This is a genomic window from Chloroflexus sp. MS-G (genome assembly GCF_000735195.1).
GTDB lineage: Bacteria > Chloroflexota > Chloroflexia > Chloroflexales > Chloroflexaceae > Chloroflexus.
On the sequence record NZ_JPIM01000016.1, the window covers coordinates 19,964 to 35,957 of the forward strand.

The window sequence follows — 15,994 nt, forward strand, 5'->3', positions numbered from 1 at the left end:
ATTTGCTATTAACGTGGATCTTATGACGCTGCAAACCCTTTCTTCTATTCGCATTCTTGAGTTTACCCATGCCGTCCTCGGTCCAGCTTGTGGGCTTATCCTAGCTGAACTAGGTGCGGAAGTGATTCGAGTCGAACCTCCTTCAGGGGATCCTACCCGTAATCTCAAAGGGTTTGGCACAGGTTACTATCCTTTCTTCAACCGCAACAAGAAGAGCATAGCTGTTGATATTAAGACCGATTCAGGTCGCCAAATTATCTTCAAATTGCTTGAACGCACTGATGTGCTCATCGAAAACTTTGCTCCTGGTACAATGGAGCGACTTGGATTAAGCTATGAAGCGCTTTCGGCTATGTTCCCCCGTCTCATTTACTGCTCTCTCAAGGGGTTCTTCCCAGGCCCGTATGCAAATCGGCTGGCCCTAGATGAAGTCGTCCAGATGATGAGTGGTCTAGCTTACATGACCGGCCCGCGTGGACAGCCCCTTCGTGCAGGAGCATCTATCATCGATATTGCATCTGGCATGATGGGCGTTATAGGGATTTTAGCTGCATTGCGCGAACGTGATCGAACCGGTAAAGGACAGATGGTGAGTAGCGCTTTGTTTGAGACGGCTGCCTTTATTATGGGGCATCACATGGCTTACGCTGCCCTGAGCCAGCAACCCATACCGCCTATGCCGGAGCGAGTGAGTGCCTGGGCAATTTACCGCACGTTCACTACTGTTGAAGGTGACCTGGTTTTTATCGGTGTCACGAGCGACAAGCAATGGGTCCGATTCTGCGAAGCATTTGAGCGACCTGATTGGCTAGCAGATGAACGATTGTCCACTAATAACAAGCGTATTGCTCAACGTGATTGGTTGTTACCTGCGATAGAAGATATGATTGCGCAGTATTCTAAAGCCGAAGTGATCAGGCGTTGCGAACAAGCTGATATTCCGTTCTCACCAGTAGCTAAACCAGAGGATCTGTTTACTGACCCACAGCTCATTGAAGGTTGCAGCTTGCTGCCGGTTGTTCTACCTAACGGTACACAGACATACTTGCCTCGTTTACCCTTGCTTCTCAATAGTACAGGCGCAGGTTTGAAATGCAACCCTCCCAGGCTAGGTGAGCACACACGAGCTATCCTGAGCGATATAGGGTTACGTCAGGAGGAAATCGAGCAATTGATAACATCGGGTGTAATTGCTGCCGAATAAACCTTTTTCAGTTGACGCATCAAACAAACTGGCACTATTTGGAGGGAGAATATGTACGATCTGCTTATCAAAAACGCTCGAATCGTGCGCCCTAACCGAAATGACGTACCTACAGCGGATATAGCCGTTCATCAGGGGAAGATTGCCAGAATCGCTCCCGAAATCCCAGCGGAGCACGCTGCCCAAATCCATGATGCCCAGGGGTTACTTGCTTTCCCCGGCCTGATTGATGCGCATATGCATGTTGGAATTTACTCGCCGCTAGAAAGAGATGCGGTAACAGAATCTAAAGCTGCTGCAATGGGTGGAGTGACGACCACAATAACGTATATTCGGACTGGCCAGTACTATCTTAACAAGGGTGGACCGTATCGCGAATTTTTCCCCGAAGTGCTGAGGCGTTCAGAAGGCAACTATTGGGTAGATTACTCCTACCATCTTGCTCCTATCAACCGAATTCATATTGACGAAATGCCATTCTTGTTTCGAGAATTTGGTGTGTCTTCCTTCAAAATTTTCATGTTTTATGGTGGGCATGGATTGCATGGCAAATCAGACCAACAGCGCAGTTTTTTGATGCTAGAAGAGGATGAGAAATACGATTTTGCACATTTCGAGTTCATCATGCGCAAGTTAAGCGAGATGATAGAGGGGAATCCAGAATATGCACCCTATCTAAGTTTGAGTCTGCACTGCGAAATCGCCGATATTCTGGATGCCTATACTACCATCGTCCAGAAAGAGGGTAAGCTAAAGGGCTTGCACGCCTATCATGCTGCTCGTCCCCCCCATAGCGAGGGATTGGCAGTATTCGTTGCAGCGTATCTGGCTTACGAAACACGCTGTATGAACATTAATTTGTTGCATCTAAGTTCGCGCAAAGCACTTGAAGCTGCTCTGATGATGCGTGATCTGTTCCCACACATCAACTTCAAGCGCGAGGTAACGATTGGTCATCTACTGCTCGATGTAGACGCACCCACTGGTGTGCTGGCAAAAGTTAACCCTCCCATTCGCCCGCGTGAGGACGTGGAGTTCCTGTGGGAGAAGCTGCTGAGTGGAGAGGTAGACTGGGTGGTTAGCGATCACGCCTGCTGTTCGGCAGAGGTCAAGTATAACGCCCAACATCCCGAAGACATTTGGGTCGCAAAATCAGGGTTTGGTGGCACGGAGTATCTTCTTTCAGGATTGCACAGCGAAGGTAGGAAGCGCGGCTTATCCCTCAATCGCATGGCCGAACTGGTTTGCTGGAATCCTGCCCAGCGTTACGGCCTGCTGTCAAAGGGCGATCTGGCTGAAGGGTTCGATGCTGATATAGTTCTGTTTGATCCTAACGAGACGTTTGTCGTTCGTGCCGCTGAATCCTTCTCGGCGCAGGGTTATACGCCGTTTGAGGGGCATGAACTTACCGGACGTGTGAAGGTTACTTTTTTGCGCGGACAAAAGGTGTTCGAGAATGGGAACACTGTCGGAGTTCCCCGCGGACAATACCTGCGCAGACCAACGACACTGCCAGCGACCACCTGAAACCAGCAGCTTGTTATTCTAGCTCGAGCACGGAGGCGACAATGACTCAACTGACTGCCGAATTTCTATTTGATGATCTCACACCCGCTGAACGAGCACGTGCTGAGCGCGTAGAGTCGATTCTACCCGAATTACGCGCTCATGCCGAAGAAGCAGATGCAAGTGGACGATTTTATGAGCCACACCGTGAAACTCTGGCTAATGCAGGGCTGCTCGGCTTGATCATCCCCGCTGAGTTCGGTGGACTAGGTGGCGGTTTACGTGACCTTGCGGCAGCAACATTTGCGATGGGAACCGCTTGTCCTTCAACGGCACTGGCTTATTTTTTTCATTGCTCGACAGCCTCACGTGGACTTTTGGCGCTTGAAGCCATCAAAGAAGGCAAATTCAGCTCTGAAGAGGTCCCAATCGTTCGGCGCTTCGCTGAGAATTTGCTGCACCGTATGGGAACCAAAAATCAGTTCTTAGGCAACTTCGCCAGCGAAACAGTCAAATCTTCGCAAAGTGCCGTGCTGATTTCCACCGAAGCTGAACAAGTCGAAGGTGGTTGGGTACTTAACGGCGTTAAATCGTTTGGTTGCAATACAGGGGTAGCAGATGCGTATTTAGTGGTGGCAAAGCGTAAGGATTTCAATACTGCAGCAGGTCTGTGCATGTTCTTTGTGCCTCGTAACGCACTAGGCGTAAGGGAACGGCCACCATGGGATGCGTTGGGAATGCGCGCCACTGCTTCTCATGGCATTATTCTAGAAAATGTTTTTGTGCCTGATGAAGAAGCTCTAACTATTCCCAATGCGTTTGTCAGATTAATGGAGACCAGCCGGGGATCGCTGATGGGTAATCAACCGGCTATTTCAGCGATCTATCTGGGGGCGGCAAAGGCTGCTTATGACTACGCTCTAGAAAAAACGATGCACATGAAGTTCGAAGATACCGGCCTGCCGATCGCCACCAGTTCATTCCATCAGGAATTAATTGGGAACATGGCGGCTAAACTGGAGACGGCCCGGTTGTGGCTGCGTCACCAGGTTGAGTTGGAGACCAGCGATCCGCCAATTGCGTCAAAAACTGAAGTCATACGGCACTGGCGTCTGGCAAAGGGAATGATTTCTGAATGCGCCTTTGAAGTTACCAAAATGGCTCTGAAAATGACCGGTACTAGTGGTACTGCTAATCGTGGTTTAATTGCCCGCATGTTCCGTGATGTTGCTATGAGTCTGGTTATGGGATTTCCTGCTGAGCGTGGACGCCTTGAGGCAGCGAAGAGCATCGTTGAAGGAGCAGAGACGAGGACATTTGTCGTGCAGTGACACCGGTTGATGGGTATGATAGCCGAGCAACGCATACTGCCGGATTTCTGCGATATGTGGAAAGGAGACACTATGACACCCTCGGAAATCAAGGTTCCTTCTCTGGAGGAGATTAGAAAACATCTGGTCCTGTTCGACTACATAGATGGTGAACGGACTCCGCCAACGGTTGAATTGGGTTCGTTTGTGTATAACCCAAGCACAGGTGAGCCAATTGCTTCCCAAAAAGCAACCAGCCCAGAGCAATTAGAGCGTGCGCTGCAAACTGCATCTCGGCTGCATCAAACCGGTATGTGGGCAAATATCCCACCTGAAGTGCGTGCTGAAATACTTGAACATGCTGCCAACCATCTTATGACGCTTGTGCCCGTGATCGCTGCCATAGAGTCCTACACGACCGGTGTTATTCTCAGTACGACTCATTTCGTCAATAATATTGTCTGGCTGGCATTCAAGGCAGCAGCGGGCGTTCTTCGTCAAGGATATACGGTTAGCAAAGTTCCAGGGCCATGTGGTGATGTCGAAATCTTGCGCAAGCCACGCGGAGTAGCAGTAGCTATCGTTCCCTGGAACTCACCTGCTGCACTCGCTGCGCACAAAGTAGCCAACGCATTAGCTGCCGGTTGTCCTGTCATTCTTAAGCCGAGCGAGTGGGCGCCCTATTCTTGCCTATTGTTAGTTGAAGGACTTGAAGCTGCCGGTTTGCCCAGAGGACTTTTCCAGATTGTGAACGGTGGCGCTGAAGTTGGGCAAAGATTAGTGAATGACCCACGCACACGTGCCGTTTCATTCACCGGCGGTCTCCAGGGTGGTCGTGCTGTAGCTGCGGCATGTGCGCACGATTTCAAGTCTGTTCAACTAGAACTCGGCGGCAATAATGCAATGATTGTCTTAGCTGATGCAGATATTGAAAAAACAGCAGATGGCATTGTCTCCAGCCTGATCACACTCAATGGTCAATGGTGTCGTGCGCTTGGACGGTTGCTCATTCACGAAACAATTTACGAACCTGTGCTGGAGACAGCCTTACAAAAGTTGAGAGCCTTGCGTGTGGGGGATGCCCTCGATCCTGAAACCCAACTTGGACCGTTGGCAAATCCGGTTCACAAGACCCGTGTAGAAGCTGCCATTCGCGAATTGGAAGTCAAAGGTGCACGCATTCATGTTACTGCCTCTGTTCCAACCTACGGTTTCTACCTTTCCCCTACGCTCTTGACGGATGCCAATCCGCAAGATACTGTAGAAGAAATCTTTGGTCCCGTTGCCGCAATACATCCCTTCCGAACAGATGAAGAGGCTATCGAACTTGCCAATCAGTCGCCATACGGATTGGGCGGATATGTCTTCTCAGCAGATGAAGAACACGCTTTCCACATCGCCCGTAGACTACGCACAGGCGGGGTGAAGATCAACGGCGTCAGCCTGCTCGAACTCAACGTTGACGCACCACGTCCAGCCTGGGGTTTGAGTGGTTTTGGTGAAGAAGGTACATTTGAAACGTTCGACGTGTTTTGCGGTAAGTCGGTTGTTGGCGTCGCTGCACGCTAGATAAGCATCACGCTACGGAGTCTAACGATGATCACTGTCCGTAAGAATGCTTTCAAAGTGGGCGATATCTTCGTCACCTTGCTTGGAGATGAAGTACAGGTTGGGGATATTGCTCCCGAGTTTACTGTTCATGCTGCTGATTGGTCAACTGTAAATCCCCTACAGGAATCCAAGGGAAAGGTTATTATCCTCTCCGCAGTTCCTTCACTCGATACGAATGTCTGCGATCGCGAGACGAGGCGTTTCAATGAAGAGGCAGCCAAATTGAGTGATGAGATCATCATTTATACCATCAGCACCGATTTTCCGATGACCCAAAAGCGTTGGTGTGGCGCAGCAGGCATTGACAGGGTAAAAGTGCTCTCCGATGTGGTCGAGACCGAATTCGGCTTGAAATATGGCCTGCTCATTAAGGAGCGCCGTTATCTACGGCGCGCTGTCTTTATCGTTGGTCGTGACGGAAGGCTAACCTATGTCAACTATTTACCATCTTTAGGCGACGAACCAGACTACGATGAAGTGATTGCTGAAGCCAGGAAAGCATTAGGGTAAGTGAGGTATGGCGCGATCTGGATAGGGTTGGCGAAGGGGTATGGTATGCCTTGCCTCTTCACATCTCGGAGTGTGATGACCGCAAAAGCTTTGCTTAACAGGTGAGGCAAAACCTACCCTTCTGAATAAGAAACGCCGACACAAGCTAAAGAGTATGTTCAGACCCTCGCTGAGAGCATCTGGTCTTGAAGTACATGTTATCGAAAAGGCCTGGGAGTGTCACTGCTGAAGATATTCAAGGTATGTTCAAGGAAAGAAATCACTACACACAATATCCGTTTGAAAGATCACATTCTCTAGCGACTGTCTCCCTGTAACTGAAAACTGCTTACTACTGTAAGGAAAAAAAGCGGCGTTTCCGCCGCTATCACAGGTGCCTTCGAGCATACCGGGGCGAATTTCCATAACCCCACCAGGTGTTTCCGGCACAAAATCCGCAGGCGAGGCAAAGGTACTATCCGGTCTGATGTCAACCAGAATGTTGAACCAGCTGTCGCCGACTCCAGCCAGAGGATGATCGGACGGGTAGATCGGCCCACGAATCGAGAGTGACGCTTTGCTAATGTTGACTCCACTATCTGGCCGATGAACCATATCCCAAAAAAGGCCTGACTCAACAAACGCTCTGGCAACGCGCTCGACATAAACAATTCCACTTACCGAGGCAACCCCTGTTCGATAGCTACCGTATAATTCCTTCCCCAACAGGCCAAGCAAGACGCGGTACTGTGGTGGGTTGTCAGGATGATACTCAAACCGTGCTCGCTCAAACCACTGCGTCAACACCGTCGCCCCTTCCGCATTCGTCTCTACCATTGGTTCCGAAATAGGATAACCAAAGAGAGCAAGTGATTCGACCCAGGCTCTTCCACCCATTCCTAAATCTAACCCATGGCTGTACCAGAAGCTGCGGAACGGTTCGCAGAGGGTATGACCCGTTTCAGGAAAGAAATCACATCCAGGAGTTGGTGTGCCTTTAGGAAGGTCTTCCCAGTTGCGTCCTTGCTTGAGCAACACTTCAACGCCAATTCGGATGGGTACCACGCGATAGGGTTCCGGGTGGGTAGGACAATACTCTAGCCGTTGACGCTCGAAATCTTGGGTTACGCACAGATGACCATCCTCAGGGCTATGCAGCAGGGCTGGAGGGGACAGCGGATAACCGAATATGCGGACGCCTCCATTTCGATCCCAGAAACTGTAGAATGGTGGTGCGATCCAGTTGTGAGTTTCGCTAAAAAATGCGGCGATGATCTTCTGTCCTGATGAGTCAGCCGATACGTTTCCGATGCTGAATACGAGCAAAAGCACGACACTTATCAGACAAACACGATGCATGCAAGACCTCTGTAGTTGCGAGGATTTTGTGAACTGCGCGAGGATGTTCGAGTCAAGTATCATGATCATGATACCGCTTACGTATAGCTTTTTGAAGTTTTCAGGTTTTATGCCTGCAAACGAAAAGCCGTGAACGATGATTGTCATCTACCCTCCCGGCATACCTCGGCTTCGCGAGATTGCCTGAGAGCGTGGGCCTCTGGTTGGTGTCGTGTGATTATTCTGAAAAGCGTAGCAGGCGGGTTTGGAACCCGCCGCTCTCCTTGTCCAAATCCGCCCGTTTGTCTCCCTCATCGTAATGCCCGACTCTGCATCCGCGCCAATTCCTCTTCCACAACCGATTCGTCGAGCTTTTTGAACAATGGCTGTGGTTGACGTAACATCTGTCCTACCGGTAACGCCGAAGCTTCCCAACGACCAACCCACTGCTCGTAGTCGCCGGTCAGTACGCGGTGGGTACGACCATCGGCTTCAGTTATATCACGGAAATAGAGAGGACCGGCGATATACCCATCGTAGCCTAAATACTCGTGCAACCGCTGGCTGGAAAAGGGTAGGAAGGGGGTAAAGATAATCTTGAGCGTGTCAACACAACGTAAGGCCACATACCAGATAGTTGCTGCACGGTCGCGATCACTCTTGATGACCTTCCACGGTTCCTGTTCGCTCAGGTAGATATTGACCTGTGATGCTAGGCGCATTGCTTCGCTCAAGGCCGCTTTAAATCTTGCCGTCGCCAGCAGGTCGCCAACGGTGTCGATTCCACCGGTCACTTCGGCCAATATCTGTTCGTCGGCCACGGTCAGGGGGCCAGGTTGCGGAACACTCCCAAAGTTTTTGTAGACATTGGTCAGCGTGCGATTGACCAGATTCCCCCACGTTGCAACCAGTTCATCGTTGTTCCGGCGCACAAATTCGGCCCAGGTAAAATCGGTGTCTTGATTCTCCGGCCCGGCGATGGTCAGGAAATAGCGCAAGGCATCGGCATCGTACCGACTGAGAAAATCGTTCACGTATATCACAATCCCGCGCGAACTTGAGAATTTCTTCCCTTCCATGGTCAGAAATTCGCTCGAAACAACGTTGTAGGGTAGTTGCAGCGGAACACCGGCAAAACGCTCATCTGTCGTTGTGCCGTAATACCCACCGGCACCGTAGCCAAGGAGCATTGCAGGCCAGATTACGGTGTGGAAAACGATATTATCTTTTCCCATAAAATAGAAATGGCGGGCATCAGGATTCTGCCACCACTCACGCCAGGCATCTGGTTGACCACTGTTGTGTGCCCATTCGATGCTGGCCGATAGATAGCCGATAACTGCATCGAACCAGACATAAATCTTTTTGTCGTCACGGTTGGCGTATTCCGGCAGCGGGATAGGCACACCCCATTCGAGATCGCGAGTGATCGCCCGTGGTTTCAAATCTTTGAGAAAATTGAGTGAAAAATTACGCACATTAGGCCGCCAATGTCCCTGCTGTTCTATCCAGCGGTGCAACTGCTCGGCGAAGGCCGGCAGGTCAAGGAAGAAGTGCTCTGTTGGTTTAAAAACCGGCGGTTGCCCATCAACTTTCGAGCGAGGATTGATCAGATCGGTGGGATCGAGTTGGCTACCACACTGATCGCACTGATCACCACGTGCTTCATCATAGCCACAGATCGGACACGTACCTTCGATGTAGCGGTCGGGTAGGGTTCGCCCGGTCGTCACCGAAAATGCACCTAACGTCTCTTGGCGAACAATGTAGCCACGCTCGTACAGGGTGCGAAAGATGTCTTGGGTCACTGCATAATGATTGGACGTGGTTGTGCGGGTGAAGGTGTCGTAGCTCAACCCGAGATTGTAGAGGTCATCGCCGATAATTTTGTTGTAGCGATCGGCAATGGCCTGGGGGGTTGTCCCTTCTTTATCGGCCACCAACGTAATTGGCGTACCGTGCTCATCAGTTCCTGAAACCATCAGGACCCGATTGCCCCGTAATCGGTGGTAACGGGCAAAAATATCGGCTGGTACACCAAAACCGGCAACGTGTCCGATGTGGCGTGGGCCGTTTGCATACGGCCAGGCAACCGCAACCAGAATATGTTCAGGCATCATACCACCTCAAATACCAATTCCTTTGAAACATCTCCGGGATACAGATAGGAATTTTCGATCCAAAGAACAAAGGGGAATGTGATGTCCTGGCGGTCAAGCCGCCATAAAGCCGCGGGCGGTCAGACGTAGACCGCACCAACGGGCGGGGAGAAAACAGAGCTGACTCGTTGCGACCTGCGACTCCATGACAACCCCACACGCTATCCTTACCGTGAGAGTAGTATAACAGATTGTAGAGCATATGTTGAACTTGCTGCAAAAGGAAAAGAAGGTACTGGATGCCGGGTGTGGGGATCACGCAGTGAGTTATGGTTCCAAATCGGGTCCATCCACAATCATCAGTACAGGGGCGTTAGCCCGCACTCCCAGGCGAGGTGCGGAGGCGGGCCGGAGGCCCGCGCTCCCAGGGGACGAAACGCTACACGAACGCCGCAATTCCGGTAATCTCACGGCCAACGACTAAAGTGTTGATTTCGTTGGTACCTTCATACGTATAAACAGCTTCAATATCGGCAAAATGGCGGGCAATGTGGCGGTCAAGCAAAATACCATTTCCGCCGAGCACTTCACGCCCCAGGGCCACAATCTGGCGTGCCTTCGCTGCACAATATTGCTTGGCGAGTGAGGCCATTCCCTCCGTCACTTGCGTTTCGTCTTCGTCACGTAGCTTGCTCAGCCGCCACGCCATCAATTGAATGGCTGTCAGATCGCCGAGCATGTGTACCAGTTTCTGCTGTACTAACTGGAAGCCAGCGATGGGACGCCCAAATTGCTCACGTTGCAGGGTGTATTCACGGGCCAGTTCGTAAGCTGCCTGCGCATGGCCGACGGCTTCCCAGGCCACACCGTAGCGGGTATTCTTAAGGATATTTGCCGTATCGCGGAACGAGCGCGCAAACGGTAATCGATTCTCTTCCGGGACGAAGACATTCTCAAGCGTAATATCCGCATTGATCACCGAACGTTTGGCGATCTTGCCCTCGATCTTTGTCGCCCGATACCCTGGCGTGCCCTTTTCGACCAGAAAACCACCGACCCGTCCGGTCTCTTCATCTTGGGCCCAGACGACAATCACGTCGGCAAAGGTGGCGTTGCCAATCCAGCGTTTGGCGCCATTGAGTAGGTATCCTCCGCTCACACGGCGGGCGGTGGTTCGGATGTGGGCCGCATCAGAACCGACATGAGGCTCGGTCAGGGCAAATGCCCCGATCTTCTCGAGACGGGCCATAGCCGGTAGCCAGCGCTGTTTCTGCTCTTCTGAACCACAGGCAGCAATGGCACCCATGGCCAGACCACTGGTTACGCCCACAAAGGTACCAACACTGCCATCACCACGCGCTAGCTCGGCGGCGATGATCCCTACTTCAACACTCGAGAACCCTGGGCACCCATACCCCTTAATCGTGCCGCCTACGATGCCTAATTCGGCAATGCGCGGGATGAGTTCAAAAGGAAACTCAGCTCGCTCCCAGTAATCATTGATGATCGGGATGACATGCTCATTACAAAATGCGCGCACTTTATCACGGAGTGCACGCTCGCGCGGGGTGAGGAGTTCATCGAAACGAAAGAGATCGATACCGCGCTCGCTTGCGATCGTCATTGTTCGCCTCCTACGTACATAAATGGTGGTATGACGCACTGCGTAATCATTATAGCACAGAATGTTTATCACGGGTTGAATAGAGGCGAAACCGATTGACAGCTTGTCCCCAGGAGCGCGAGCTGCTGACCTACATCCGGCGCTGTATGGCTAAAGACCATTATTGCCCCCAGGATTTGCATTACCCTCTTGGCCCCCGCTTGCAGGGGGCAAGGGGTAGAACCCGCCCCTATCGCTGCGGTGACGCACCTGATTCGGCGCGCTAACAGGGATCGAGTAGACCGCTGTCGGAACAGGAGCGGCATTCCTCTGATGGTAGCACATCTGGCCGGGGACGGACCAAAATCACCGGGTTGTCATCTCGCCCGTTGCGACCACCGTCAACCGATAGCGGTTGGTAAACTCCGGCCCGGCCCCACTCAGGCGTAACTCAATCGTATAGTCTCCAGCACGAATCGGAGTTAGGCGCAGCCGATCGATCTCTGTCGCCAGCGAATCGGCGGGCAGATCGAGATAGCGGATAACAGTTGCCAGTTCGCTGTCGGTTGGATCGCACAATCTGATGGTTAGTTGTGCGCCGGCAAGCGGTTCACGGGCATCGTTGACTGCATAAATTGGCAGATCGATTGCCTCGCCAATCGTAAACGTGCGCGGTTCGATGAGGGTAAAGACATACTGTGGTCGGAAACAGTCACGCAGGGCGTAGTATGAGCGTTTCGGGACTCGCCAATAATCGATAACGCTCCACAAGACCGCGGGATACGGATCGACGAACAGAAAGGCAATAATACCACCTGTTGGGCGATATTTGTGGTAACGTAACCGATCAATGTAGAACCGGTTAAGTTCAGCCTGATAATTTTGTGATAACTCGATCACCTCGGCCAGCGATTTCGCTTGCCGCCACGGGTACCACGCCGACATAATGTCAGCCTGTAGGCCATGCCGTTCGACCAGGCGCTTGATAGCGTCGTCGTCGAGTGGGTCGGGCATGAAACGCAGACTGCTCTCGAGATTGGGAAAGCTCTGAGCGCCGAATTCGGTGACAAAGCGTAAGTTGCTGGGAAAACGCGCTCGAACAGCTTCTCCATCGGCCAGGGTGCCATAGGTGCGGTACCAGCCGAAGTAGGCATGGGCATCGGTACCGGTACGCACGTAGGGTACGTCTGGCTCACCTGATGAACGAACGACCGGGCGGGTAGGGTCTTCTTCTTCGACAATCTTTTTCAACTGCACATCCATTACATCCCGGTTCCAGCTAAAAATGAAGGCCGACTGGTAGGTACGCAGACGTGCCGCCAATGATTCATCGGCGGTATCTTCGAGATGAATGGCTTCGTTGTGCATACACCAGATTGCGATGCTGGGATGGTTGCCGAGGAGACGGACCATTGCCCGTGCCTGATGGCGGGCCGCCGGCAGCACTTCTGGGCGGTACAGCCACTGAAGAGGAAAGTCTTGCCAGAGCAATATGCCGGCGGCATCGGCAGCATCGTAAAACGCAGGATGATCGACATGCGCATGCACCCGCAGCATATTCATGTGGCAATCTCGGGCCAATGCCAGATCACGCTCGGCCCGTTCGCGGTTCATCGTGGCTATGCGCATATCTCCCGGAGGGTAATTATTGCCCTTTGCTAAAAAGCGTTCACCGTTAAGGTGAGGAATCCAGTCGCGCAACTCGAATGTGCGCACACCATACGCAAATGACTGCTCATCACTCAAGATACCATTGAGCCAGATGCGCACAGTTACCTGATAGAGATCGGGCTGACCGAGATCGTGTGTCCACCATCGGCGCGGCTCACGGAGCTTCAGCAGACCGGCCACCGTCTGCGTGCCGCTGCGCAGTCGGCGTTGCAGGGTAAAGATTTGGGTTTCACCGTGAAAGGTGAGTGGGGCAAAGCTGATCTCAATCTGGATCGGCGTGGCCTGAGTAGCATCTAGATCGAGGGCGAAGCGCAACTGGGCGAGGTGGGCATCGCAGTGCTCGGTACGTAAACGGGCGTGATGGAGCCTGACCGGCCCACTACGGTGGAGTTCAACCGGCAACCAGATTCCCCCCGGATTCGCCTGCGGATCGAAGCAATCCCAGTGAGAGAAGACACCGGTGATCATCCGCTTCCCAACTTTGTTGTGTTCATCCGGGCAATCGATTTCAATAATGAGCGTATTGTGAGTTCGTAACAGCGCAGTAATGTCGTGTTCGGTTGGCTCGAAGTAACCCTCGTGAGCACCCAAATCAACACCATTGAAGTAGGTGTGTCGGTAGTAGAATACACCGTTGATCCGCAACCAGTACCGTTCATCGGGGATAGAATCGGCTGGTTTTGAATAGGGAAAACGGCAACGGTAGACAACTTTACCACTGTGTGTTTCCAGGCCGGGCAGTTGCTGCCAGTGTGCCGGTACGATGGCCGGTAACCAACCGTCATCGTTGCGCGGGTAAATGCCATGTGAAAATTCACTCAGCGGACGAATCTGCCAATTATCGTTCAGTGTGGCGTAATACATATCGAGAATCGGTGGCTATTATCGATCATTCTGTAGTGTGTACAACACTTGTTGGTATAGTACAATTCGTTGTCGGCGGAGTTCAGGGCGGTGACCAAGCGCTAATTTTATTGCCTCTATGAGTAATTCATACTGATACCCCAAACAGATCAGGTGGCGTAATAAGGCTGCTGTAAGCCAGCCATACCACATTCGGGCCAGGAGCAGACGACTCTGCTGAAAGTAGCGGTGGCGAGTAAGTGGAACCTGTTCACTGCTTTTGCCTTCGTGGTGCACCACAACCGCTGTCGGCAGATACCAGATTTGACTGCATACATCAACATGCTCACGTCGGGAGCGGTTAGGTGGGGGAGCAACCGGACTGCCCCACTGTAAACGCCACTGCCACTCCAGTTCCTCACTGTACATAAAGAAGCGTTCATCGAGGAGACCGGCTTTCCGAATGGCTGCTGTTCGTACCAGCAACGCCGCTCCAACCAGCCAGCCTACTCGTTGCACCCGATCGGGAGAGCGGTCAAGACAGTGGTACGCACGTGCCCATGGGTTATGCGGCCAGAGCCGTTCCCAGGGGGTACTTTCCCAGATCATGGTCAGCGGTGTCGGGAAGCGGCGGCGTGATGATTGTTGACTGCCATCACTGTAACGTAAACGGGGTCCAACCGCAATGGCTGCCGGATGCTCTTGCAAAAAAGTAACCAGTTGGGGAATCGCATCCGCTTGCGGTTCAGTGTCCGGGTTGAGCAAGAGGATAAACTCCGGGCCGCCATCTGGTCGCTTAAGCAGTGTTCTAAGGGCAAGATTATTGCCGGCAGTAAAGCCGAGGTTGGCCCCCGCTTCAATAAGCTGCACGGCAGGAAATTCCTTCCTGAGCATCTCTACCGTTCCATCGCGGCTATCATTGTCAACCACGATGATCTCAGCGGTCAGGTTACCCTCCGCGAGCGACGATTGCACAGCAGTGAGACAACGACGAAGCAGGTCGCGTACATTCCAAGATACGATGATTATTGCCAGCATAGGTTACTCTATATTATATGCTGTTGCCTTGATAGTGTACCATAGCTGAGGGTTGCGACAAAGCGTGAGCATGGTCAGGTTTTCAGTGTTTTCGTTGCCCGTGCAGCGGGGCGTGCCTCCGCCTCAATTTCCCTAGCTCCCTTCCGCTTCCGCTTGGGGAGAGAAAGAGGGAAAGACCGTTGGAAAGTGTTCTCGTGTGCTATACGATGAGCGCGTTGGGGTAACTGCCTGTATAATAAAATGCATCATTGATCGAGAGACATTTCAGACCGAAACGATGAGGAGAAGACTGCAAAAACAGCTGCGATTTCAGTGATGGTCTTCGCCTGTGGTCGAGAAGGTATGACTCCCAGTCTCCCTCCGCGTGCCGTACCCCACCTTGTGCCATAGCCTTCCGTGTTCTAAACGACAGGCATAGCAATTTGTCATTAAATGTTCACCACCATGACCGGGCGTCAATTGACGACTTGACAGTACATGAATAGAATAGAAGGCGAGTTTCGCCATCATTAGCGCCCGGCATCACTATGAGTACACGCGATCTCATCGGACTGGTGACCTCATTCGGATACGCATTTGGGCTCCTCATCATTGCTGAAGTCATTCGCCGTTGGCGAGGCTATCCACAAGATTTCACCCGTAAATTCGTCCATATTGGCGCCGGAATGTGGGTCTTCGGTGTCCTCGCGCTATTTGAAAACTGGACGATTGGAATCATCCCATTTGCTACCTTTATCGTGCTTAATTTTATCTTCTACCGTTTTCGGCTCCTGGAATCGGTAGATGCGCCCGACAGTACGCCTGGAACTGTTTACTTCGCCCTGTCAATCACATTATTATTTCTGATCTTTTGGCGCACCAATTCCCCTGATGATCGCGGATATATTGCCGCAGCCGGAACAATGGCTATGACCTGGGGCGATGCCCTGGCGGCTATCGTTGGCAAACGTTGGGGACGGCACCACTACCAGATTGGTCGAGGGCGACGCTCGTTTGAAGGATCGGCAGCTATGTTCGCTGCCAGCTTTGTGGCGATGCTGCTCACCTTGTTATTGACGCCAGGATCGGCGCTTAGTCCACAAAGCGTACCGATAGGCTTTAATGCAGCCCTGATCGCAAGTCTCGTAGCTGCTTTGGCCGCAACAATTGCCGAAGGAGTCTCACCCCACGGAACTGATAACTTGAGTGTTCCACTCCTGGCCAGTTTTGTCGTTGCCGGAGTGCTGGCAGTTATGTGATAATATAGCTCTGAGGCAGACGCTCACTTGAAAAGGTAGAGGAG

At 52.1% G+C, this 15,994-nt stretch carries 11 protein-coding genes; 6 read left to right on the forward strand and 5 right to left on the reverse strand.

All coding sequences use genetic code 11. The features are described 5' to 3' along the window. Positions 1-22: 22 nt before the first annotated feature. The 5 genes from JE47_RS0104655 (at position 23) to tpx (ending at position 6,141) form a co-directional block, all read left to right on the forward strand. The gene (locus JE47_RS0104655; protein ID WP_031458629.1) at positions 23-1,204 is read left to right on the forward strand and encodes a CaiB/BaiF CoA transferase family protein; all 1,182 of its coding nucleotides are present in this window, start codon (positions 23-25) and stop codon (positions 1,202-1,204) included. A gap of 51 nt (positions 1,205-1,255) precedes the next feature. Then, entirely contained in the window at positions 1,256-2,731 is a 1,476-nt protein-coding gene (locus JE47_RS0104660) for a dihydroorotase (protein WP_031458630.1), read from the forward strand. 41 nt (positions 2,732-2,772) lie between these two features. Beyond that, entirely contained in the window at positions 2,773-4,041 is a 1,269-nt protein-coding gene (locus JE47_RS0104665; RefSeq protein ID WP_031458631.1) for an acyl-CoA dehydrogenase family protein, read from the forward strand. Between the two features lie 72 nt (positions 4,042-4,113). Next, complete coding sequence (locus tag JE47_RS0104670) at positions 4,114-5,589, forward strand: aldehyde dehydrogenase family protein (RefSeq protein WP_081909990.1); 1,476 nt, start codon at positions 4,114-4,116, stop codon at positions 5,587-5,589. A 27-nt stretch (positions 5,590-5,616) separates the two neighbouring features. After that, on the forward strand, positions 5,617-6,141 hold the full coding sequence (gene tpx, locus JE47_RS0104675; RefSeq protein WP_031458633.1) for a thiol peroxidase: 525 nt from the start codon (positions 5,617-5,619) through the stop codon (positions 6,139-6,141). A 246-nt stretch (positions 6,142-6,387) separates the two neighbouring features. Here tpx and JE47_RS20940 read toward each other — a convergent pair whose 3' ends face one another. The 5 genes from JE47_RS20940 to JE47_RS0104700 form a co-directional block, all read right to left on the reverse strand. After that, positions 6,388-7,479, reverse strand: a complete 1,092-nt coding sequence (locus tag JE47_RS20940) for a hypothetical protein (RefSeq protein ID WP_051871066.1) — start codon at positions 7,477-7,479, stop codon at positions 6,388-6,390. A gap of 290 nt (positions 7,480-7,769) precedes the next feature. After that, positions 7,770-9,575 carry a methionine--tRNA ligase gene (gene metG, locus JE47_RS0104685; protein WP_031458635.1) on the reverse strand — a complete coding sequence of 602 codons (1,806 nt, stop codon included), beginning with the start codon at positions 9,573-9,575 and terminating at the stop codon, positions 7,770-7,772. Positions 9,576-9,996: 421 nt separating this feature from the next. Then, complete coding sequence (locus JE47_RS0104690; RefSeq protein ID WP_031458636.1) at positions 9,997-11,181, reverse strand: acyl-CoA dehydrogenase family protein; 1,185 nt, start codon at positions 11,179-11,181, stop codon at positions 9,997-9,999. 345 nt (positions 11,182-11,526) lie between these two features. After that, a complete protein-coding gene (locus JE47_RS0104695; protein WP_031458637.1) occupies positions 11,527-13,695 on the reverse strand; it encodes a glycoside hydrolase family 2 TIM barrel-domain containing protein in 2,169 nt (722 codons plus the stop codon). A gap of 18 nt (positions 13,696-13,713) precedes the next feature. Then, positions 13,714-14,712 (reverse strand): glycosyltransferase family 2 protein, encoded by a 999-nt coding sequence (locus JE47_RS0104700; RefSeq protein ID WP_031458638.1) that lies wholly within the window; start codon positions 14,710-14,712, stop codon positions 13,714-13,716. A gap of 527 nt (positions 14,713-15,239) precedes the next feature. On the opposite strand from JE47_RS0104700, the gene JE47_RS0104705 reads away from it, so the two are divergent. Beyond that, positions 15,240-15,950, forward strand: a complete 711-nt coding sequence (locus JE47_RS0104705; RefSeq protein WP_031458639.1) for a diacylglycerol/polyprenol kinase family protein — start codon at positions 15,240-15,242, stop codon at positions 15,948-15,950. Positions 15,951-15,994: the final 44 nt, after the last annotated feature.

Excerpts from the sequence above, each read along its gene's own strand:
- JE47_RS0104665 (WP_031458631.1), top strand. The coding sequence starts at position 2,773 with ATGACTCAACTGACTGCCGAATTTCTATTTGATGATCTCACACCCGCT.
- JE47_RS0104670 (WP_081909990.1), top strand. The coding sequence starts at position 4,114 with ATGACACCCTCGGAAATCAAGGTTCCTTCTCTGGAGGAGATTAGAAAA.
- JE47_RS20940 (WP_051871066.1), bottom strand. The coding sequence starts at position 7,479 with ATGCATCGTGTTTGTCTGATAAGTGTCGTGCTTTTGCTCGTATTCAGC.
- JE47_RS0104655 (WP_031458629.1), top strand. The coding sequence starts at position 23 with ATGACGCTGCAAACCCTTTCTTCTATTCGCATTCTTGAGTTTACCCAT.
- JE47_RS0104700 (WP_031458638.1), bottom strand. The coding sequence starts at position 14,712 with ATGCTGGCAATAATCATCGTATCTTGGAATGTACGCGACCTGCTTCGT.
- tpx (WP_031458633.1), top strand. The coding sequence starts at position 5,617 with ATGATCACTGTCCGTAAGAATGCTTTCAAAGTGGGCGATATCTTCGTC.
- JE47_RS0104660 (WP_031458630.1), top strand. The coding sequence starts at position 1,256 with ATGTACGATCTGCTTATCAAAAACGCTCGAATCGTGCGCCCTAACCGA.
- JE47_RS0104705 (WP_031458639.1), top strand. The coding sequence starts at position 15,240 with ATGAGTACACGCGATCTCATCGGACTGGTGACCTCATTCGGATACGCA.
- JE47_RS0104695 (WP_031458637.1), bottom strand. The coding sequence starts at position 13,695 with ATGTATTACGCCACACTGAACGATAATTGGCAGATTCGTCCGCTGAGT.
- JE47_RS0104690 (WP_031458636.1), bottom strand. The coding sequence starts at position 11,181 with ATGACGATCGCAAGCGAGCGCGGTATCGATCTCTTTCGTTTCGATGAA.
- metG (WP_031458635.1), bottom strand. The coding sequence starts at position 9,575 with ATGCCTGAACATATTCTGGTTGCGGTTGCCTGGCCGTATGCAAACGGC.